Raw genomic sequence first — 20,583 nt, 5'->3', positions numbered from 1 at the left:
TCCGAAGGATCATCGCTGAGCCCCGGACGCGGAGTACCGCCTTGCGTATAGCACTGGACGCGATGGGTACCGACCACGCCCCGCGACCTGAGGTCGCGGGGGCCATTCAGGCACTCCAGGAGTCAGCAGCTGACGCCGAAATCATACTCGTGGGCGACGAAGGACTGATCCGCGCAGAACTAGCAACGTACGACGACGTCCCGACGGGTATCCGTGTACATCATGCACCGGACCGCGTCTCACCCGAGGACTCGCCCGCATCAGTAATTCGCCGAAAGCCCGATTCGTCGATCGCGGTGGGCCTGAAATTGCACAAGGCCGGGGAAGCAGACGCTTTCGTCAGCGCAGGCTCCACCGGAGCGGTCATGGCAGCCTCGCTGTTTACACTTCGGCCTCTTCCTGGTGTGGATCGCCCACCCGTTGGTGCGCTACTACCAACCGCCGGCGAGCTCTGTCTTCTGCTGGATGCCGGTGCCAACATCGGGTGCAAATCCCACCATCTCGTGCAGTTTGCTCATCTCGGGAGCGTGTACGCCCGTGACGCGATGGGCTATACAAATCCAAGAGTGGGATTGCTCAATATCGGCGTGGAGCCCAGCAAGGGAAGTGTCCTGACGGTTGAGACATACCAGGCTCTTCTCAGTGTGGATGGCATCAATTTCATTGGGAACGTTGAAGGCCGAGACATCGTGCAGGGAGAGTGCGATGTGATCGTCTGTGACGGATTCGTTGGGAACATCCTGCTGAAGTTCTATGAATCGGTCGCCGAACACATCGTAGGTCTCTTGCGCGACGAGATTGGCGAGGCCAAAGATCAGAAACTGGACTTGGACCATGTCTTCCGGGTCCTCGATTATGCCGAGTATGGTGGAGCACCCCTACTAGGCTTGGGAGGCGTATCCATTATCTGTCACGGCAGTTCTCCGCCAAAAGCAATTCGGAACGCGCTGGCGGTCGCCGCACGAGCCGTCCGGGCCGGATTGGTCCAACACAGTGTTGAGGATTTGAAGCCATGAACACACCGACCCCAATCGTAGAAATCGTCGCCACCGGCCGTTTTCTCCCGGACAATGTGGTGACCAACGCTGACCTCGCGAAGCAAATGGATACGTCCGATGAATGGATCCGGACGCGCACCGGCATCAGCGAACGTCGAATCGCTCCGAAGGGGCTTACCACGGCGCAAATGGGGAGTGCTGCCGGCCGTCAGGCTATGGAACGGGCAGGCGTGCATCCGGGCGAGGTCGACCTACTCATCGTCTCGACTGCGACGCCCGATCGATGGCTGCCCTCCACCGCGTGTGACATGCAGCCCCTCCTCGAATGCAACAACGCCTTCGCTTTCGATATCCAAGCGGCCTGCACGGGACACATCTATGCGTTGAGCATGGCCGAAGGGTACCTCGCGGCGGGCCGCGGCGATGTCGCACTAGTCATCGCTGCGGAAAAGATGAGCGCGATCATCGACTGGACGGATCGTACGACAGCCGTGCTGTTCGGAGATGGCGCGGGCGCTGCGGTCGTCAAACGATCGAATGGCTCGGGGCGCGGAATTCTATCTTCCCATCTCCAATCTGATGGAAATCTGGCGGATCTACTATATCGACCCGGTGGAGGGGCCGTCGATCCGGTCAGTCAGAGTGTGCTCGACGAAGGCCGTCACCTCATGAAGATGCTGGGTCGTGAAATCTTCAAGAGTGCGGTCCGAAACATGGCGGAGGCATGCGATCTCGCGCTACAGAAGGCCGGCATGACGGCTGATGACATCGATCTACTGGTGCCGCATCAGGCCAACATCCGAATTATCGAAGCCACCGCAAAGTACTCGGGCATCCCGATGGAGAAGGTGTTCGTTAATGTGAACAAGTATGGCAACATGAGTTCTGCGACCGTCCCGATCGCGCTGGACGAAGCAATTGAGCAAGGCCGAGCCGGCCCTGGTTCGAATATCCTCACGGTCGCATTTGGGGCTGGGCTGACGTGGGGAGCAATGACGCTTCGCCTGTAGGCTCGTCCCGACATAATGTCTCTCGCACTGTTCTCACTTGGGCACGGACCTCTATACAACGTCATGACTCAGGCTCTTGCGCGAGGTCAGTCAAAGGCTGCCGCGGTCCTCGAGGAGGAAGCCACTGAAGCCAGTAGGGCCAAGCGGGCGATTCTGCTCAAGGGTTCGGGCGCCTTTCAATCGGCACTCATGACGCCGCCGGCAGATAGCCTTCGTGCTCATCTAGCTGAGCATAGACTTCCACACCCGAGCATTTTCGTTGGTCTCGAACGTCGCGACTGCACTCGTTGTGACTGGCGCCGCAGTAAGAGACATGCTCATCATGCTGCTAACCTCTCCCACTCAATGGAGCGGCTTGGTCGCGACTATGGTGGATGCCAGAGTCGATCGCGTTATGGAAATTGGACTACCAAGGTCCTGAGCGGACTGAATCGCAGAAACTCCGAGGGAATCCTCCGCATTGCACGACGGGAACCTGACGACTTCGACGGCCTGGAGGCCTGAACGTGAGCACAAGAGAACTTGAAGGGTCTGTCGCTCTAGTCACCGGCGGCTCGAGGGGCATCGGTCGGGCCATCGCACAGTCACTCGCTGAGGGTGGAGCTCGTGTGGCGGTCGTCGGACGAGGAGGCGCGAACGCGCAGGCGGCTGCGAAAGAGCTTCCCGGGGTCGGGCACGCCGGCTACGCATGTGATGTCGCGGACCCGGGGCAGGTCGGAGTTACACTCAAGGCTGTTGAGGAGTCACAAGGCGTCGTGGGGATTCTGGTGAACAACGCCGGAATAACACGAGACAACCTCCTCATGCGGATGAAGGATGAGGAATTCGATGAAGTAATCGCTGCCAACCTCAAGGGTTCCTTTAACTTCATTCGCGCGGTAACACGAGGAATGATGAAGAGGCGGGACGGCTCAATCATCAATATTACCTCCGTGGTCGGACTCACTGGCAACGCAGGCCAGGCAAACTACGCCGCTTCGAAGGCCGGAATGGTCGGGCTGACCAAGAGTGTCGCGAAGGAATTGGGCTCCCGGGGCGTGCGTTGCAACGCCATCGCACCGGGCTTCATCAAGACCAGCATGACCGATGAACTCACCGAGTCTCAGGTTGAAGCGCTTCTGGCGCAGATCCCACTGGGCGCCTTGGGTCAACCTGATGATATTGCTAGGGTTGTGCGGTTTCTCGTAGGGCCCGGTGCGCGCTACATTACCGGCCAAGTATTGGCGGTAGACGGCGGGATGGTGATGTAGTCTTGCGGCACCGTCATTTGTCATTACGCACCGCGCGAAATTCATATTGCCAGGAGGAAGCACACATGAGCGAGCCCAACGACGCGAGGGTCCGTGAGATCATCATCAATGAGCTCGGGGTCGAGGCCGAGAAGGTGACTGACGAGGCTGCATTCGTTGAGGATCTAGGGGCGGATTCGCTCGACACGGTCGAGCTGGTCATGGCGTTTGAGGAAGAGTTCGGCATCGATATCCCCGACGAGGACGCCGAGCAGATGCGTACCGTTGGCGATGCGATCAAGTACCTCAAGGAGAACGCACCGGAGTAGTTCTCCGGAGCAACAGTTCTCCAGGGTTTTCAAAAGCAGGACATGACGATGGGTAACGTATCCGCGAAGCGGGTCGTCATCACCGGGATGGGCGCGGTTTCTCCCGTCGGTGGCGACCTTGAGACTACGTGGTCGAACCTGCTCGCCGGAGTAAGTGGCGGGGGGCCGATCACACATTTTGATGCAACCGACGACTTCGCCTGTCGCATCGGGTGCGAGGTGAAGGGGTTTGACCCCCTCGACTACCTGGACCGGAAGGAGGTCAGGAGACACGATCGAGTGTCTCAGTTCGCCGTCGCAGCGTCGGCGCAGGCCCTGGAGGACGCAGGGCTTGAGACTCTGCCGTCCGGGACGGACCCAGAACGGTTTGGTGTGATTTTTGGCAGCGGCATTGGTGGTATTTCCACGTTTGAGCAGCAGCATCGGAAACTGATCGAGGGCGGCCCGGGTCGTGTCAGCCCGTTCTTCATTCCGATGTTCATCCCGGATATCTCTGCCGGGCTGATCTCGATTCGTTGGGGCCTCAAGGGTCCGAACTACGCCACCGTGTCAGCGTGTGCGTCCTCTGCGCACGCTATCGGAGACGCAATGCGGCACATACGCCATGGTGACGCGGACGCGATGATCGCGGGTGGAGCTGAGGCGACCATTACCCCCATGACCTTCGCCGGATTCTCCTCGATGAAGGCAATGTCTACTCGGAACGAAGATCCAGCCGGAGCCAGTCGACCCTTCTCAGGCGACCGGGACGGATTCGTCATGGGAGAGGGTGGGGGTGCCGTTGTGCTCGAGTCGCTAGACCACGCTGAGTCGCGCGGCGCGAACATCCTGGGTGAATTGGTTGGGTACGGACTGAGCGCGGATGCGCATCACATCACAGCGCCACCGCCGGGAGGGGATGGGGCTCAAGCTGCGATGCGAATGGCCCTCAAGTACGCAGGCGCCACGGCTGATGATGTTGATTACGTCAACGCCCACGGAACTTCGACGATGGCTGATGCGATTGAAACTGAGGCAATCAAGGCAGTTCTTGGGGACCACGCGTCCAACATCGTAGTCGGGTCGACGAAGTCCATGACAGGGCATCTTCTGGGCGCTGCAGGGGCCCTCGAGGCGATCGCTTCCTTGATGGTTTGCCGGACTGGAAAAATTCCACCGACGATCAACTTCTCTGAGCCGGACCCGGCATGTGACCTCGAGTACGCACACGGGGGCATGATCGAACGCCCTGTCGGACTGGCTCTGACGAATTCGTTCGGCTTTGGCGGGCACAACGTTTGCCTGGCGCTCCGAGCCTGGGAATAGGGGGGACTGGCTGCCGATGACGGATATCCGAGTCGGCACAGGCTACGATTCGCACCGGTTCGACGTTGCGCGCCCGCTCGTGCTTGGTGGAGTGACGATCCCTGATCACGCCGGCCTGGCTGGCCATTCGGACGGGGACGCTTTGGCGCACGCTTTGATTGATGCGATTCTGGGTGCGGCGGGAGCGGGTGACGTGGGGAGTCATTTCCCGCCCTCGGACGACACATGGAAGGGTGCCGACTCTATCGGGCTCCTGAGGCGCGCCAGCGAGGTTATCGCGCAGGCGGGGTGGTATGTCGTGAACGTGGACGCCACCGTCGTATGCGAGACACCGAAGATCGGCCCGCACCGGGAGCAGATGGCGGCCCGACTCGCGAAGGCGATTGGAATCGAGTCGACATGCATTTCGATCAAGGGCAAGACGAACGAAGGCATGGGGTGGATCGGTGCGAGCGAGGGCCTCGTGGTTCACGCGGTCGCTCTCGTTCAACGCTGATCGATACGCACCGGGAGGAACGGCGTGGCTGATTTCATCGCGTGGATGAATCAGCTGCCCGATGTACTCGTATACTTGGTCCTGTTCGGGGGGGCGGCGATCGAGAACATCCTACCGATGATTCCCGCAGACACCTTCGTAGCACTGGGGGGATTCCTCGCGGGAGCAGGCGACCTCGACGTGCGCTGGGTTGCAGGCGGGACGTGGGCGTTTAACGTAGCGGGCGCACTTGTTGTCTACCGCATCGCCCATTCGCACGGCCCGACGTTCTTCCAGCGCGGACCAGGGTGCCACATTTTTCGCCCCCACCAGATGGAGCGAATTGGCCGGTTTTACGAGCAGTGGGGGATGCTGGCCATCTTTGGGTCACGCTTCCTTCCCGGCGTCCGTGCCGTCGTTCCGGTATTCGCCGGGGCGACACATCAGCCGTGGATCCGCGTCGCCGTCCCCGTCGCTGCGGCATCCGCGATCTGGTATGGCGGACTCGTCTCGCTGGGCTCGATGGCGGGACAGAACCTGGACTCACTGGCAAGACAACTCGATGGAGTGAATCGAGTCCTGGCAGGCTTCGCCGTGATTATTTGTTTCCTGGGCGCGTGGTGGTGGATGCGGACCCGCAGGCATCCAGATGAGTGAATTGCGAGCCTTCCGAATGGAGCAATTCCACGACTATCTGACCTTTGAGCGGGGGCTGTCCGAGCGCACCGTCTCGGCGTATCGGCGAGACCTCAACCGGTGGCTCGCATCCATGACGGAGCAGGGGATCTCGGAGCCGGGGTCGGTCAGCGTTGCGGCGTTGCGAGCGTGGGTGTTCGCGTTGAAGGACGAAGGCCTTGCCGCTACGTCGATACGACGAGCCCAGTCTGCCGTGCGGACCTATTTCGGCTTCCTGTTGGCTGAAGGGGCGATCTCGGCGGACCCGACCGACCGACTCGATTCACCGAGGGTAGCCCGGTCATTACCGGACTTCCTGAGCCCGGAAGAGACGGACCGCCTTCTCGACGCACCGGATGAAACCAAGGCGGTGTACTGGAGAGATCGCGCGATCTTGGAATTCCTCTACGCCACCGGAGTTCGCGTCTCGGAACTCACGGAACTTCCGATCGCATCGGTCGACCTCGAGGAGGGGTTTGCAGTGGTATTCGGTAAGGGGTCCAAGGAACGCCTCGTGCCGATCGGTGGACCCGCACGTCGCGCCCTTGAGCGATACTTTGCTCTAGTTCGGCCGGGCCTCGATCAGGGGCAAGGGGCGGGGCTCGTATTCCTCAACGCCCGCGGACGTCCGATCCGACGAGAGTCTGTCTGGGCGATCGTACGAGACTCCGCTCGACGTGCGGGAATCACGCGGAAAGTCTCACCCCACACCTTGAGGCATACGTTCGCGACGCATCTGGTCGAGGGAGGCGCCGATCTCGCGGCCGTCCAAGAACTGCTGGGCCACGCAGACATCTCAACCACGCAGATCTACACCCACTTGAATCGCGCATATCTGCGTGATCTGCACCGCAGGTTTCACCCGCGAGCATAAAGAGTCCGGCGCTACCTGCCGCCTGACCCAGGGGCCTGTGTTGCACCCGGCGCGGCGTCAACGGCCTGGATTAGATCACTCTGCGACTGAGCATTGAGGAGCAGCTGGATCGCCTCGGTCAGCACAGGATCCCGCTCCGCGCGGAAGCGTGCCTCGACCGCGATGTCATCCATTCGCTGGGCGGTCGACATGTGCATGCGCCACCGCAAATAGGCATTAACGTCATCACTTTCTAGTAGTGAGCCTTCGAGCCCTTCATCGACAAGGGAAGTCAGAAAGTCCTCGAATTCTGAATCGGTAATTCCCGGCCCCTCGTTTGCTGCCCGGCGAACTGTCGCCGTCGCGAGTCCTGCCTCGGCAATCCTGAGCCCCAGTGGGAACTGGGCTTCGTTCGAGGCACGGATGAAGTCCTGTTCGGTGGTCTTTAGCGTGTCGTCCTGGATCTCGAGATCCGGAAAAACCCCGCCTGCGTTGATCAATTCACGACCCTCGCCGGACTGAATGCGTGGCGCGTTATCGAGATCCTCTTCGAGCGGGACCATCTGACGGTCTCGCGGACGCTGCAAAGACCGTCCGAGCGGCGTGAGCCATGATCCCGTAGTGAATCGCAGTTTCCGGCCGTACGGAAGATCCATTACGGTCTGAACAACGCCCTTTCCGAAGGTCCGCTGGCCTAGGACAATCGCACGATCATAGTCTTGGAGCGCACCGGCCAGAATTTCAGCACCGGAGGCTGTGAACTCATCAACGAGAATCACAATCGGGAGGTCAGGCACGAGTTGCGGCCAACGGTCTCCGTACGATTCCGTTTCGGGCGTTTCGGCACTGCCCCCAGGCGCGCGTTGGACGGTACTCGCCAGCGTAGAACCGGTCGGCAGAAAGAGATCTGCGAGCATGAGGGACTCGTTGAGGAAGCCCCCGGGATTCCGACGAAGATCGATAATCAGTCCCTTGCGGCCCTCGAGCTCCGCGAGCGCCTCGTTCATCTCCCGGGCGGCGTTGCGAGCCACTCGGTCCATGATGACGTACCCAATGTCCTCTTCAAGAATGCCCCAGGTCACAGCCGGCACGTGAACCGCGGCACGAGTGATGTCATAGGTGATCGGCTGCTCATACCCCAAGCGCTTGATGTGCACCTCAACACTGGTGCCAACAGGGCCACGGATGGTATCCGCGGCCATACCGGTATCCCAGTCAGTCGCGTCGTAGGCGTTGACCCCGACGATGACGTCGCCGACAGCCAGCCCGTGCTCACTCGCAGGGAACCCTCGGAAGACCGCTGTTACCGTGATCTCGTCGTTCAACAGCGTGATCTGAAGACCGATGCCCGAGTAATTCCCGGTGGTGTCCTCTTCCCATTCCTCTGCGTCCTGCGGCGTAAAGAGCTCCGCATACGGATCGTCGAGGGCCTCGATAAGGCCGTCGATTGCCCCCTCCCAAAGGAGGGAATCACTGAACGACTCCATGTGCATACTGGAGATCGCGTCGACCGCGCTCACGAGAACCTCCACCTCTGGCGGACCCTCGCCCATCGGGCGCGTAAAGTCAGGGACACTCTGCGCGGTGACGGCTCCCGTAGTGAATAAGAAGGCAAATGTGACGGATGCGGCGAGTCGCTTGATCATCCAGCGCCCTTCATGTCGACGATTTGTAGGCAAGTTTTTTAACCCCGCTTCGGCCGGGGTCGTTCCGTGACCTGCACTGACACGGACGAACTCGTATCTTTCACCTCCGTCGAACAGAGCGAAAGGACCGAATGCCAGCCCCGGCGATGAATCGAGACTTGGTGCGACCGCCATTGAGGCTCGCACTTGCGCAGTTCAAGCCCGACAAGGGCAATGTTGAGGGAAACCTCCGTCGTGTATCCGTTGTCGCGGGCAAGGCTCGTGCACGGGCGGACGTCGTAGTCTTTCCTGAGGCGGCCCTGTCCGGATACTTCCTCGAAGGAGGAGTGACCGAGGCTGCGATGACGATCGAGGAGCTCGTCACCGGGATAGGGCAGGCAAGGGATGGCGCGCCCGATATCGTGGTCGGCTTCTACGAACGCTGGAATCGGCGTCTGTATAACAGCGTCGCCTATCTCGAGCCCCGCGAGGGTGCCTATCAGGCTCGCCACGTTCACAGGAAGATGTTTCTGCCCACCTACGGCGTCTTCGATGAGGCGCGTTTCGTAGAACCAGGAACGGATATCCGGGCGTTCGACACGCGCTTCGGGCGTATGGGCATGCTGATCTGTGAGGACGCATGGCATGCGCTCCCCGCAACGATCCTCGCTGTCGGAGGGGCAGAACTGATCCTGGTTGTCAGTGCATCACCCGCTCGAGATTTCACGCCCACGAAGGGCGGGCGACCGCTCAACCTCGAGCAGTGGGACCGACTCGCCTCCGCGACTGCCATCGAGCACGGAGTGTTCGTAGCGGTTTCGCAACTTGCCGGGTCCGAAGGGGGCAAACTGTTTCCCGGCGGGTCAGTGGCGGTCGCGCCTGACGGCCGGAACCTCGCGCGAGGGCCGCTCTTCGAAGAGTCAGTCACGATTGCCGATCTCGATGCAACCGAGATCGATCGCACGCGCGCGGCTACTCCGCTCCTGTCCGACCTTGAGCAGATGTTACCCCACCTCGAACGCTCGCTTCGAACCGCGTGCGATCCTGAGCCACCACCTGAGGATTTTGAAAAGCCCGACAACCTCCCCACGGGCCCTAGGACTCTCAGCGGATCGGGCGCGAGCGCCCCCGACCACCCATCCCGTCGGGACCCGGCGATCCTGACTCTGGATACGGAACTCGTTGAACGCACGCTCATTGAGTTTATTCGGGAAGAGGTGCGCCGCCGCCGGGGTTTCGGGCGCGTCGTGGTGGGGGTGTCGGGTGGAGTGGACTCAGCGGTATCGCTCTATCTGGCCTGCGCCGCTCTTGGGCCTGAAAACGTGTACGGATTTCGGCTCCCGTACCGCACTTCAAGCAGCGACAGCCTGGATCACGCGGCTCTCGCGCTCGAGGCGACGGGAGCGCATGAGCGGACGATCGAGATTTCGGAGTCGATCGACAGGTATGTCCAGACATATGAACCCGATGTTTCGGCGCTTCGGAAAGGGAACCTCATGGCCCGCTTACGCGCCGTGATTCTCTTCGACCAGTCCGCGAAAATCGGCGCCCTGCCCCTCGGGACCGGGAACAAAAGCGAGCGCCTGCTCGGGTACTTCACTTGGCATGCCGACGATTCTCCGCCGATCAACCCGATCGGAGATCTCTTCAAGACACAGGTGTGGGCGCTCGCAAGACATCTTGGCGTCCCCGACCCGATCATAGACAAGCCTGCCACGGCGGATCTGGTAAAGGGGGTCAACGACGAAGACGAACTCGGGGTCTCGTATCGCGATGCTGATCCGATCCTGCACTGGATGGTGCGGGGCCATGAGGTTGAGGATCTGCTTCAGATGGGATTCGATGCGGAGGCCGTCGAATTGGTCCACAAGCGATTGGGGTCAACGCACTGGAAGAGAGAGCTTCCTACTGTCGCAGTGCTGTCCTCCAGCGCCATTGGAGAGTTCTATCTACGCCCGGTCGACTATTAAGGTCTCTAGCTTGAGGGATTGGCCGCGTGGAGCTAGCTGCCTGCCGAGACCATCCGACACAGCTGTTCGAGAATGGGGGCCGGCGTCAGTTCACCGTCGATGATCGACGCGAGTTCTTCTTCTCATCTCCAGTGCGCTTCGAGTTCCGCCAGCTCCAGTTCGAGCAGCTGCTGCTCATTGGCATCGTTGACGGCGATCTCGAGGGCGATGCCTTCCGTTCGGCGGAGATCTCCAAGTCCCTTTCCATCCCGCACCACGATACGCGCGAGGTCCTTCGGCGGACCACCTTCCTGAATCAGAATGGCGGTCTCAAAAATGTGGTTCTCGGTAACCTAGGGAGCTCGAAGCGACCGCATGCAGCGCTTCCCACGAGGATCGTGTCTAGATCCAGTCCATTCGATATGGAACGCTCGCGCTTTTGGGGGATTCAGTTTCATTCTGAGTCCTTGATCAGCACGCACAAAAGACCGCTCGTCAAACACTTTCTTCAGCTTTGATGCTGTCTGCCCACTGGTTGACCCTGCACCCTGCCTCACGATAGCTTTCCAGGCGTGATTTTTGTTTCTACGCTCCGCCTCTCCGGCCTCGGAAAAGTCAGATGAGCGGCCAGGTTCTCGGCATTGTGCCCGCCCGGCTCGCCTCTACTCGGCTCCCCAACAAACCGCTCTACCCGCTCCTCGGTCGACCTCTGATCGAATGGGCTTGGCGCTGTGTTGAGGCCATGTCTGTACTCGATCACGCGGTGATCGCTACGGACTCAATTGAGGTTGCGGATGTGTGTCGCGCCTTGGGCGCGCCCGTTGAAATGACCGACCCCGTCCATCCGTCGGGCACGGACCGAGTCGCCGAGGTTGCTACGCGTCCCAAATATCGGGACTTCGACTTCATCGCGAATGTTCAGGGTGATGAACCACTGTTGCAGGAGGCCCACCTGCGCCGAGCGATCGACCTGGTTCGGAACGACGGGTGGCAGATCGGCACCTGTGCAACGCCCATTCTCACTGAGGAAATGCGAACGGACGCCTCGGTGGTCAAGGTGGTTCGAGCGGCGAGTGGCGGAGCACTCTACTTTTCCCGTGCGGCGATCCCTCACAAACGAGACGACAATCCGACACAGACAGAGCTTAAGAGTGAGCCATTTCTGCGCCATATCGGTATCTACGCATATACCCGGGATGCCCTGGCGGATTGGGCTGCACTCGCACCGTCACAACTGGAACAAATTGAACTTCTCGAGCAGCTGCGACCGCTCGAAGCAGGGCTCCGCATCGGCGTAGCAATCGTCGGTGCAGCAGGGCATGGCGTGGACACACCGGCCGATGCACTGCGGATAGAGCACATACTGAATCCATTGAGCGCACCCACCACCGCATGACGGACACCATGACCGACACGCAGAACAGGCCAACCAAATACATCTTCGTCACAGGTGGCGTGGTATCCTCACTGGGCAAAGGGATCGCAGCCGCCTCGATCGGGCGCCTGCTCAAGGAACGGGGTCTGAGGGTGACCCTCCAGAAGTTTGATCCGTACATCAACGTCGACCCGGGCACGTTGTCGCCGTACCAGCACGGAGAGGTCTTCGTGACGGACGATGGCGCCGAGACGGACCTGGACCTCGGGCACTACGAGCGCTTTATCGACGAGTCGCTCTCGCAGGACAACAACATCACCACGGGCCGGATCTACCAGAACGTTATCAACAAGGAACGTCGGGGAGACTACCTAGGATCGACGGTTCAGGTAATTCCGCACATCACAGATGAGATCAAGGCTTCGATCAGCCGTCTGTCGGATGAACACGACGTTGTCATCACGGAGATCGGTGGAACGGTTGGTGACATCGAATCGCTCCCGTTTCTCGAAGCAATTCGGCAGTTCCGAGCCGACGTCGGCCGCGAGAATGCGATCTTCGTACATCTGACTCTCGTGCCCTACCTCGCCGCGGCCGGTGAGTTGAAGACCAAGCCGACCCAGCACTCAGTCCGTGAGTTAATGGAGATCGGAATTCAGCCACACATCCTGATCTGTCGTGCTGAACAGCCTCTCTCCAAAGAGATCAAACGAAAGATCGCCCTCTTCACCAACGTAGAAATTGATGCGGTGCTCGAGTCACCCGACCTTTCAACGATTTATGAGGTCCCACTGGCCCTGAAGCGCCAGAGAGCCGACGACGTGATCCTCGAGCGCCTCGGCCTCTCTCCCATGCCACAGCCCAATCTCGACAGCTGGACGGACATGGTGCGCCGGGTGCAGCACCCGGCCTCCGGGGAGGCACGCATCGCCGTGGTCGGGAAGTACACGGAGCTCGTCGACGCATATAAGTCGGTGCAGGAGGCTCTCATTCACGGCGGCATCGCTCACGATGTGAAAGTCACGATCGAGTGGCTCCTGTCCGAGACCTTCGAGGACGGAGAAGGACTGGAGCGTCTGGCCGACTTTGACGGCATCCTGATCCCAGGTGGCTTCGGCCCCCGCGGAGTCGAAGGCATGCTTCAGGCGATCTTGTATGCCAGAGAGCAGCGAGTGCCGTTCCTTGGAATCTGCCTCGGCCTCCAGTGCGCGGTCATCGAGTTCGCCAGAAACGTGTGCGGAGTTCTGGAAGCGAATTCCTCTGAATTCGCAATGGATGGACCCGACTCGGTGATCGCTCTATTGGACTCACAACTTCAGGTGACGACCAAGGGAGGCACGATGCGCCTGGGCGCGTACCCGTGCGCACTCACCGAAGGCAGCCGGGCCCGCGACATCTACGGAACGGAGGAGATTTCCGAGCGCCACCGTCATCGGTTTGAGGTTAATAACCACTACCGCGACCTACTGGCGGAAAAAGGCATGACCTTCAGTGGTACATCACCAGATGGAGGCCTCGTAGAGATGATCGAGATCACCGATCATCCTTGGTTTGTAGCGGGTCAGTTCCATCCGGAGCTGAAGAGTCGGCCCACGCGTCCACATCCTCTCTTCGCTTCGTTCATCGACGCGGCATCACGGCATGCCCGCCGAGACAGCACTGCACCGGTCGATCAACCGGTGGGCGCTTAGTCTCCCTCGGGGCGCGACGACATGTTCGACCGATTCCTACTCATCGCGGGGCCATGCACCCTCGAAGACGACGGACTCAACCTCGAAGTCGCGAGAGAACTTGTCGCTTTGGCCGCGAGCACGGGACTCGACATCGTTTTCAAAGGCTCTTTCGATAAGGCAAACCGGTCGACATTCGAGGCCCCGCGCGGACCAGGCCTTACCAACGGGCTGACTCGACTTGAGCGGGTACGAGCAGAGACTGGACTGGCCGTACTGACCGACATCCATGAACCCTATCAGGCGGAGCCCGCAGGTGAAGTGATGGACGTCCTGCAAATTCCGGCATTTCTCTGTCGACAGACAGATCTGTTGGTGGCTGCCGGGCGAACCGGAAAGGCGGTCAACATCAAGAAGGGTCAATGGATGGCACCAGAGGAAATGACAGCGGCCGCGCACAAGGTGCGCCAATCCGGTGCATTTGACATCGCAATCACCGAACGCGGGACGATTCACGGGTACGGGGATCTCGTCGTGGATATGCGCTCTTTCGCTCGCCTCAGGGCTGCGACAGGCGCGCCTGCCATCTTCGACGGCACGCACTCCGTTCAGCGTCCAGGAGCTGCTGATGGGGCCAGTGGGGGTGATCCGACCCATATCCCCGCGCTTGTCCGCGCCGCCGTTGCTGCTGGATGCGACGGACTCTTTCTCGAAACCCATCCCGATCCTGCCAGGGCGCCCTCGGACGGCACGAATATGCTACCGCTCACGGAGTTGCCTAGCCTAATCGAGGACGTCCTTCGCATTCGTGCTGCTCTGAGCCTTCCGGCGGTATCAACTGGAGGTGCACAGTCATGAGCGTGCAGGCGAACCCGATTGATGCGATCCTAGCTCAAAAGATCCGACTCGTGATCTTCGACGTAGATGGAGTGCTGACCGATGCAGGTTTATACCTGGGTGAGGCTAGCGACGGCTCAACTCTGGAACTGAAGCGCTTCGACATTCAGGACGGTGTCGGTATCAAGATGCTCGGCTGGGGCGGCATTGAAGTCGCGATCGTTTCGGGCCGCGTGTCGGAAGCGACCGCGCTGCGAGCGCGGGAACTCGGCATCGACGAATGTCACCAAGAGCCGGACGCTCACAAACTCAAGGTGGTCGAGAAGCTCCTGGAGCGAAAAGGCGTCAACTGGGACGAGGTCGCCATGATCGGTGACGATATTCCGGACCTGGCCGTCATGCGCCTAGTCGGACTCAAGGCGGCTGTCAGAAATGCGACCGCGCCGATCGTCGCTGTCGCGGACTGGCAGGCGACGCGGTCAGGTGGGCACGGGGCAGCACGTGAATTTTGCGATGCTCTGCTCGAAGCAAGGGGTGTACTGAGCGAGATCATTGAACGGTACGTCAAAGCGCGATCTGTCACATGACGAGCTCGGCCGAGATCGACGTCAGCCGCATGGTAGAAGAGGGTCGACGGGTACTGAAGCTGGAAGCCGCAGCGGTGGCTGCCTTGTCAGATCGACTCGACACAGACTTCGCCGACGCTTGTCGACTGATCGCAAGGGCAGGTGGACGTGTGATCACATGTGGCATCGGCAAAAGCGGTCACATCGCCCGGAAGTTGGCGGGGACGCTCACGTCGACTGGGTCGCCGGCGATTTTTCTTCACCCGGTCGAGGCCCTCCATGGCGACCTCGGCGTCGTAACTCGTGACGATGTGGCGCTCGTTGTATCGAAATCCGGCCGGGCAGGCGAAATGGATGGACTCCTCGGCTATTTCAGTCGACTCGGCGTGCCGATTGTCGCACTTGTCGGGGCAGCCGAGAGCCCACTCGCCGCGCAGGCAACCGTGGCCCTCGACTGTTCGGTAGAGGAGGAAGCCTGCCCAATGGACCTCGCACCGACCTCGTCCAGTACGGCCGCTCTCGCGATGGGCGATGCGCTGGCGATTGCCGTCCTGCAACTCAACGGCTTTAAGCCCGACGACTTCGCTGCGCTTCACCCCGGAGGCGCGCTGGGGCAGAAACTGTCCGTCCGGGTTACCGACGTGATGGTCTCCGATACCTACCCCTCACTCAGCGACTCATCGGTGATGCGAGATACGATCGGCCCCCTGGCCGAGATGCGCGGCACAGTGCCGATTGTCGATGAGACCGGAGCCGTATGCGGCGTAGTGACAGCCGGTGATCTGACTCGACTCATGGAGCGGAGTGCAGATTTTTTAACTTGCCCCGTACGAGACGTCATGACCCACGGGCCGAAGACGGCAAATCCAAATGAACTCGGGTCGGCTGCAGTGAGTAGGATGGAGGCGCACGGAATCATGGCTCTTCCAGTGGTGGGGGGTGACGGGAGGTTGGAGGGCATGATCCATCTGCATGACCTGATGAAAGCTGGAGCAGTGTGACCCAATGATGACGCGACGAATATCCGCCCCCTCGGCCGTACGCGGTCTTACCGTACTCGTTCTGGCAGGTGCACTCAGTGCCTGTGACCGAGACCTCGAGACGCCAGTGGCCGACGCAGAGTTACAGGCGATGGAGGCGGACTATGTGGTGTTTGGCATGCTCAGCTACGTAACCGACAACGGTGTACGTTCGGGTAGGATGGAAGCAGACACCGCCTTTGTGTACGAAGAGACATCAACCGCTCTATTGCGGCAGATGGCCCTCGTCTTCTATGACGAGTATGGAGCCGAACGTGCTACTGTCAGCGGGACCGATGGCGAGTGGAACCAGGCGACGAATCGCATGGTCGCCCGTGGTGGCGTCGTCCTGCTGATTCATTCCGACTCCAGTCGGATCGAGAGCGCCGAGATCTATTACGATCAGGCCATCGACAAAGTTTGGAGCGACTTGACGACGGTCCGGACAATGAAGGACGGATCGGTTTTCAGCGGCACGGCCTTTGAATCGGACATGACGTTTCAGAATCTGGCGATCCGCGGAATGCGTGGCGGGCTCCCGCGGAACCGGTAACACACTTACCTCGGCCTCTCTGATGATCATCCCATGCCGGCCGGCCTCGCGTCGCCTCCTCCTCTACGCATCGGTGCTGCTCGGCGCGCTGTTGGCAAGTGATGTCACCGTCGCCGCGGCTCAGATGGACGGATGCGAGTTCGGCTCTAAAGGTCGCAATGACGGCATCTTGCGGACGTTGCCGCAGATTGGACCGGTCTGGTATATCGGCGGGCCCCACTTCGTTTGTACCGACGGTGTCGAAATCTTTGCTGACTCTGTCGTCTCCTACGAGAACCGGGGGATGCAGGATCTCATTGGTCGGGTTCGCTACCTTGCCCCCGGGCGTGAGCTTCGAGCGGACGAGGCGCGGTACTTTCAGCGCGAAGGCCGCCTCCAGGCCAACGGCAATGTTTCGATTCGAGACGGTGAGGGCGGCTCCACAATCGATAATGGGGACCTGGTTCTCCTCCTGGTGACGGACTTCCGTGACGAAGAGGAGATGACCGTCTCGACCGCAGCCAACGGAATTCGCCCCGTGGCACGACTTGCTCCACCGCCCCTGATCACTGAGCTGCCCGAGGAAGTCGCAGAGGGTGACAGCTCGGCAATCACCGAGGTACGCCCCCCGGTTCCGGAGGAGACGGCCTCGACTGAGCCGTACCGGGTGGTCAGCGATCGAATGTTCCTTCGCGGGGGTGGATACTTCGCCGCGGCGGGTTCCGTCGAGATCCAGCGCGACTCGCTCTTTGCCTGGGCCGATTCTGCGGAGTACGACCAGGCCGGCAGCGGGTTGAATCTCGAGGGTGGTGGGCGAGTCGAGAGCTCGGCCTATCAGCTCGAAGGTCGATCCATTCTAATGGGGTCGCCAGGTGCTGCGACCAATGAAGTCCGGGCGACCCGTGACGCGAAGCTGATCGCTACCGACCTCGAGTTGACCGCGGCCCAGATCAGGATGTTCCTCCGGGAGGGCGCGCTCGAGCGCCTGGTGGCCACGTCGCTACGCCGCGTCGATGGCGAGCGCTCCTCCTCCGATGCCGAACGTCCGGAGGCGATCATCAAGACGTTTCGACTCACGGCTGACTCCCTGGAGGTCATCGCCCCGAACGAGCGTCAGGAACGAGTGTTTGCATCCGGATCAGCGCGCAGCGTCTCCTCGTCGGGGGACTCTCTGAACGTCCCATTGCTCCCCGATGTCGCGCTTCAGGACTGGCTCGAGGGGGACACTATTGTCGTCACTTTCGCACCTCGCGATGAAGGAGCCGACGACGGCCAGATGGACGTGCAGCACATCGTCGCGCTCGCTGGTGCTCGCAGTCTTTACCGACTTCCGCCCAACGATTCTAGTGCGGTAACTGGAACGGATCCCCCCGCAGTGCACTATGTCACCGGCACAGAGATCCGGATCGACATGGATGCGGGTCAAGTATCTGCGATGCAAGTGGTGGGGCAGACGCGCGGGGTTCATCTAGAGCCATTGATCCTCCCCCCTCCGCCGGCAGATACGGCTCTGGTGGGACCCGACTCCGCTGGCGCGGCAGCCGACACGTCAAGAGTCATCCAGGATACCACAGCGATCGACACTGTGAGTTCCGACGATGCGGTAGAGATTCAAAGCAGTGGGTCGGGCCAGGAGCCTCATCCGCGAGAAGAACGATCTGAACCAGCGAAAGAAACGCCCCCGCGCGAGGATGCACCGTGGACACAACGTTAGAGCCGAGTGATATGCACGAAGAAAACGCACCAGCGACTACGGACAGTCACGTCGACTCGACCCCGGTCGCCGGGGTGGAGCAACACGCCGGCTCCAGCCGGGTCTGGGCAAAGGGACTGACCAAGAGCTATCGCAATCGCAAGGTGGTGGACGACGTCTCAATCGAAGTGAATCAGGGTGAGATCGTCGGATTGCTCGGGCCCAACGGGGCGGGGAAGACAACGACCTTCTACATGATGGTCGGCCTGATTCCCCCACAGGCAGGGAGCGTGCACCTCGATGATGAGGACCTCACACGGACTCCCATGTTCAAGCGGGCCCGAAAAGGGCTCGGGTACCTGGCGCAGGAGCCCTCGATTTTCCGTAAGCTGAACGTCGAAGACAACGTGCTCGCGATTCTCGAAACACTTGGACTACCCAAGGCTGAGCAAAACGCGCGTCTCGATGAGCTACTTGGCGAACTCGGACTTTCCAATCTCAGGAAGAGCAAGGCGTACGCGCTCTCAGGAGGGGAGCGCCGCCGACTCGAGATTACCCGTGCGCTCGTCCAGCGGCCGAAGTTTATGCTGCTCGATGAACCCTTCGCGGGTATCGACCCAATCGCCGTGCATGACATCCAGGAAATCGTACGAGGCTTGAAGGATCGCCAAATCGGCGTCGTCATCTCAGACCACAACGTTGAACAAACATTGGAGATCGTGGACCGCGCATACATCATGTATGAAGGTCGAATTCGCGTGAGCGGTACAGTGAGCGAACTCGTGTGGAATGACGAGGTCGCAGAGATTTATCTTGGCCCCGCGCTGACCGCACGGATGAGAGGACGTTTCCCGCGTTCAGGAGGAGAACAGAGATAGGTCCAATCCGTGCATTAGGGAAAAACGGACGGCACAGCACTCGCACGTAGAATCGAATGAGCGGTTTCAACGCGAAGCTCTATCAGGGCACCCAACTCCGGCAAGAGATGCGGATTAACCCACGCCTTTATCAGGCGATGGAGTTGCTCTACATGCCCCTACTGGACCTGGAAGCACATCTGAAGGATCAGCTCGCGGAAAACCCACTTCTAGAGATGGTCGAGGCAGACGAAAGTCAGGAAGTCGAACTCAAGGAAGACACGCCCGACGAACCGATGAGCGACGATTCTGTCGACTGGGAAGAGATTCTCCTCGACGGATTCGATGTTGGCGGGCGACGCCAAGAGTATGAGCACCGCGAGTTCTTCGAGCCCACGCCAGTGGACGCGCAGGACCTGCACGACCATCTGCACGGTCAACTCCGGCTGCTCTCGCTGTCGGAGCGGGGCCTCAGGCTGGGGGAAGAGTTGATCGGTAACATCGATGACGCGGGGATGCTCGCTTGCACTCCCGCGGAAGCCGTCGTCGGCGTGAACGAGTGGCTGGAGGATTTTCGTGCCACCGCTCTCTCGCCCGCTTGGCAGATTTCGAATGAGGTCGCGAGATCGGACGAACTGGCTGAAATCGAGGCGAGATTCCGACCCTACGAAGTCGTCGAGGCCGAGCGGCTTCTCCTAGTCATTCAGACTCTTGACCCACCGGGGGTGGGCGCCAGGGATGTTCGTGAGTCAATTCTGATTCAACTGCGCCTGCGCGGCGAAGAGGATTCCCTCGCTTATCAGATCGTAGAGGACCATTTCGACGCCCTGATCAACCGCCACTTCGCAGAAGTCGCGAAAACGCTGGACGTCACCCACCTCGACGTCCAGGACGCAGCCGATTCGATCAGCAACCTCGATCCGAAACCCGGGCTCAAGTACTCGGTCGACCCGGACCAATGTGTGATACCTGATCTGATCGTTGAAAAGATCGATGGGGAGTATATGATTTTCGCCAACGACACGAGCCTGCCACGTCTTCGGATCTCACAGTCGTACCGGGACGTCGCAAAGGACCACCGCCAGTTCACAGGCGCGAACAAGGAGTTCATCTCGAGCAAGCTGAATGCGGCTACATGGATGATTCAGGCGATCGAACAACGACGACAAACCATGCTCAAGGTGATGACTTTCATCGTCGATCGGCAGCGCGAGTTCTTCGAGCGAGGGGTCCAGTACCTCAAGCCGCTGACATTGCGAGAAGTCGCGGACCACATCGAGATGCACGAATCGACCGTCTCAAGGGTCACCAACAAGAAGTTCGTTCAGACCCCGAGCGGCGTGTATTCACTGAAGTACTTCTTTTCGAGTGGTCTGACGACCGCGAGCGGTGAAGACATCTCAGCGCGTGGCGTCCGGGACAAGATTAAACACATGATCGCCAACGAGGACTCAAAGAAACCGCTCACCGACCAGGCGATCGTGGAATTGCTCAAGCACGAGGGCGTTAAGATCGCTCGGCGCACCGTCGCCAAGTACCGCGATCAGCTCAGTATCCTGCCGGCTCGCATGCGGAAGCGCATCTGA

At 60.3% G+C, this 20,583-nt stretch carries 20 protein-coding genes; 18 read left to right on the top strand and 2 right to left on the bottom strand.

The genetic code is table 11. The features are described 5' to 3' along the window. Nucleotides 1-41 precede the first annotated feature (41 nt). From plsX to xerD, 8 genes are all read left to right on the top strand, one after another. Entirely contained in the window at nucleotides 42-1,016 is a 975-nt protein-coding gene (gene plsX / locus OSA81_06430; GenBank protein MDE0898634.1) for a phosphate acyltransferase PlsX, read from the top strand. Then, complete coding sequence (locus OSA81_06425) at nucleotides 1,013-2,008, top strand: ketoacyl-ACP synthase III (protein MDE0898633.1); 996 nt, start codon at nucleotides 1,013-1,015, stop codon at nucleotides 2,006-2,008. The genes plsX and OSA81_06425 overlap by 4 nt, the downstream gene beginning before the upstream one ends. Nucleotides 2,009-2,514: 506 nt before the next feature. Next, nucleotides 2,515-3,258 (top strand): 3-oxoacyl-[acyl-carrier-protein] reductase, encoded by a 744-nt coding sequence (gene fabG, locus OSA81_06420; GenBank protein MDE0898632.1) that lies wholly within the window; start codon nucleotides 2,515-2,517, stop codon nucleotides 3,256-3,258. Nucleotides 3,259-3,323: 65 nt separating this feature from the next. Further along, the gene (locus tag OSA81_06415; GenBank protein MDE0898631.1) at nucleotides 3,324-3,566 is read left to right on the top strand and encodes an acyl carrier protein; all 243 of its coding nucleotides are present in this window, start codon (nucleotides 3,324-3,326) and stop codon (nucleotides 3,564-3,566) included. A 48-nt stretch (nucleotides 3,567-3,614) separates the two neighbouring features. After that, nucleotides 3,615-4,871, top strand: a complete 1,257-nt coding sequence (gene fabF / locus OSA81_06410; GenBank protein ID MDE0898630.1) for a beta-ketoacyl-ACP synthase II — start codon at nucleotides 3,615-3,617, stop codon at nucleotides 4,869-4,871. Between the two features lie 16 nt (nucleotides 4,872-4,887). Continuing rightward, the gene (ispF, locus tag OSA81_06405; protein MDE0898629.1) at nucleotides 4,888-5,367 is read left to right on the top strand and encodes a 2-C-methyl-D-erythritol 2,4-cyclodiphosphate synthase; all 480 of its coding nucleotides are present in this window, start codon (nucleotides 4,888-4,890) and stop codon (nucleotides 5,365-5,367) included. 24 nt (nucleotides 5,368-5,391) lie between these two features. After that, nucleotides 5,392-6,003 carry a DedA family protein gene (locus OSA81_06400; protein MDE0898628.1) on the top strand — a complete coding sequence of 204 codons (612 nt, stop codon included), beginning with the start codon at nucleotides 5,392-5,394 and terminating at the stop codon, nucleotides 6,001-6,003. Further along, complete coding sequence (gene xerD / locus OSA81_06395) at nucleotides 5,996-6,895, top strand: site-specific tyrosine recombinase XerD (GenBank protein ID MDE0898627.1); 900 nt, start codon at nucleotides 5,996-5,998, stop codon at nucleotides 6,893-6,895. Before OSA81_06400 ends, xerD begins: the two co-directional genes overlap by 8 nt. Before the next feature lie 11 nt (nucleotides 6,896-6,906). Here xerD and OSA81_06390 read toward each other — a convergent pair whose 3' ends face one another. After that, nucleotides 6,907-8,520, bottom strand: coding sequence for a S41 family peptidase (locus OSA81_06390; protein ID MDE0898626.1), 1,614 nt, complete (start codon nucleotides 8,518-8,520; stop codon nucleotides 6,907-6,909). A 146-nt stretch (nucleotides 8,521-8,666) separates the two neighbouring features. Here OSA81_06390 and OSA81_06385 point away from each other — a divergent pair, with 146 nt between their 5' ends. Then, a complete protein-coding gene (locus tag OSA81_06385) occupies nucleotides 8,667-10,469 on the top strand; it encodes an NAD+ synthase (protein MDE0898625.1) in 1,803 nt (600 codons plus the stop codon). Between the two features lie 122 nt (nucleotides 10,470-10,591). Here OSA81_06385 and OSA81_06380 read toward each other — a convergent pair whose 3' ends face one another. Further along, nucleotides 10,592-10,723 carry a hypothetical protein gene (locus tag OSA81_06380; GenBank protein MDE0898624.1) on the bottom strand — a complete coding sequence of 44 codons (132 nt, stop codon included), beginning with the start codon at nucleotides 10,721-10,723 and terminating at the stop codon, nucleotides 10,592-10,594. 344 nt (nucleotides 10,724-11,067) lie between these two features. On the opposite strand from OSA81_06380, the gene kdsB reads away from it, so the two are divergent. From kdsB to rpoN, 9 genes are read left to right on the top strand one after another with little or no spacing between them, the layout of a single operon-like run. Beyond that, nucleotides 11,068-11,844: a 3-deoxy-manno-octulosonate cytidylyltransferase gene (gene kdsB, locus OSA81_06375; GenBank protein MDE0898623.1), complete on the top strand. Its 777-nt coding sequence runs from the start codon at nucleotides 11,068-11,070 to the stop codon at nucleotides 11,842-11,844. Further along, nucleotides 11,841-13,514, top strand: coding sequence for a CTP synthase (locus OSA81_06370; protein MDE0898622.1), 1,674 nt, complete (start codon nucleotides 11,841-11,843; stop codon nucleotides 13,512-13,514). The genes kdsB and OSA81_06370 overlap by 4 nt, the downstream gene beginning before the upstream one ends. 21 nt (nucleotides 13,515-13,535) lie before the next feature. After that, a complete protein-coding gene (gene kdsA / locus OSA81_06365) occupies nucleotides 13,536-14,351 on the top strand; it encodes a 3-deoxy-8-phosphooctulonate synthase (GenBank protein MDE0898621.1) in 816 nt (271 codons plus the stop codon). Continuing rightward, nucleotides 14,348-14,917 carry an HAD hydrolase family protein gene (locus OSA81_06360; GenBank protein ID MDE0898620.1) on the top strand — a complete coding sequence of 190 codons (570 nt, stop codon included), beginning with the start codon at nucleotides 14,348-14,350 and terminating at the stop codon, nucleotides 14,915-14,917. The genes kdsA and OSA81_06360 overlap by 4 nt, the downstream gene beginning before the upstream one ends. Continuing rightward, nucleotides 14,914-15,897 (top strand): KpsF/GutQ family sugar-phosphate isomerase, encoded by a 984-nt coding sequence (locus OSA81_06355; GenBank protein ID MDE0898619.1) that lies wholly within the window; start codon nucleotides 14,914-14,916, stop codon nucleotides 15,895-15,897. Before OSA81_06360 ends, OSA81_06355 begins: the two co-directional genes overlap by 4 nt. Before the next feature lie 4 nt (nucleotides 15,898-15,901). After that, nucleotides 15,902-16,468 carry an LPS export ABC transporter periplasmic protein LptC gene (gene lptC, locus OSA81_06350; protein MDE0898618.1) on the top strand — a complete coding sequence of 189 codons (567 nt, stop codon included), beginning with the start codon at nucleotides 15,902-15,904 and terminating at the stop codon, nucleotides 16,466-16,468. A 22-nt stretch (nucleotides 16,469-16,490) separates the two neighbouring features. Further along, nucleotides 16,491-18,161, top strand: coding sequence for a hypothetical protein (locus tag OSA81_06345; protein ID MDE0898617.1), 1,671 nt, complete (start codon nucleotides 16,491-16,493; stop codon nucleotides 18,159-18,161). Between the two features lie 11 nt (nucleotides 18,162-18,172). Continuing rightward, the gene (gene lptB / locus OSA81_06340) at nucleotides 18,173-19,018 is read left to right on the top strand and encodes an LPS export ABC transporter ATP-binding protein (GenBank protein ID MDE0898616.1); all 846 of its coding nucleotides are present in this window, start codon (nucleotides 18,173-18,175) and stop codon (nucleotides 19,016-19,018) included. A gap of 56 nt (nucleotides 19,019-19,074) precedes the next feature. After that, the gene (gene rpoN, locus OSA81_06335) at nucleotides 19,075-20,583 is read left to right on the top strand and encodes an RNA polymerase factor sigma-54 (protein MDE0898615.1); all 1,509 of its coding nucleotides are present in this window, start codon (nucleotides 19,075-19,077) and stop codon (nucleotides 20,581-20,583) included.

The sequence above is a fragment of the Longimicrobiales bacterium genome (genome assembly GCA_028823235.1).
GTDB lineage: Bacteria > Gemmatimonadota > Gemmatimonadetes > Longimicrobiales > Gaopeijiaceae > UBA2589.
Note: the sequence above shows the minus strand (reverse complement) of the source record. Positions and strands in the feature narration are given on the sequence as shown.

Coding starts and splice junctions, on each gene's coding strand:
- OSA81_06390 (MDE0898626.1), bottom strand. CDS start 8,520: ATGATCAAGCGACTCGCCGCATCCGTCACATTTGCCTTCTTATTCACT.
- kdsB (MDE0898623.1), top strand. CDS start 11,068: ATGAGCGGCCAGGTTCTCGGCATTGTGCCCGCCCGGCTCGCCTCTACT.
- OSA81_06425 (MDE0898633.1), top strand. CDS start 1,013: ATGAACACACCGACCCCAATCGTAGAAATCGTCGCCACCGGCCGTTTT.
- fabF (MDE0898630.1), top strand. CDS start 3,615: ATGGGTAACGTATCCGCGAAGCGGGTCGTCATCACCGGGATGGGCGCG.
- ispF (MDE0898629.1), top strand. CDS start 4,888: ATGACGGATATCCGAGTCGGCACAGGCTACGATTCGCACCGGTTCGAC.
- lptB (MDE0898616.1), top strand. CDS start 18,173: ATGCACGAAGAAAACGCACCAGCGACTACGGACAGTCACGTCGACTCG.
- OSA81_06370 (MDE0898622.1), top strand. CDS start 11,841: ATGACGGACACCATGACCGACACGCAGAACAGGCCAACCAAATACATC.
- lptC (MDE0898618.1), top strand. CDS start 15,902: ATGATGACGCGACGAATATCCGCCCCCTCGGCCGTACGCGGTCTTACC.
- OSA81_06385 (MDE0898625.1), top strand. CDS start 8,667: ATGAATCGAGACTTGGTGCGACCGCCATTGAGGCTCGCACTTGCGCAG.
- OSA81_06355 (MDE0898619.1), top strand. CDS start 14,914: ATGACGAGCTCGGCCGAGATCGACGTCAGCCGCATGGTAGAAGAGGGT.
- OSA81_06345 (MDE0898617.1), top strand. CDS start 16,491: ATGATCATCCCATGCCGGCCGGCCTCGCGTCGCCTCCTCCTCTACGCA.
- xerD (MDE0898627.1), top strand. CDS start 5,996: ATGAGTGAATTGCGAGCCTTCCGAATGGAGCAATTCCACGACTATCTG.
- OSA81_06360 (MDE0898620.1), top strand. CDS start 14,348: ATGAGCGTGCAGGCGAACCCGATTGATGCGATCCTAGCTCAAAAGATC.
- OSA81_06415 (MDE0898631.1), top strand. CDS start 3,324: ATGAGCGAGCCCAACGACGCGAGGGTCCGTGAGATCATCATCAATGAG.
- rpoN (MDE0898615.1), top strand. CDS start 19,075: ATGAGCGGTTTCAACGCGAAGCTCTATCAGGGCACCCAACTCCGGCAA.
- kdsA (MDE0898621.1), top strand. CDS start 13,536: ATGTTCGACCGATTCCTACTCATCGCGGGGCCATGCACCCTCGAAGAC.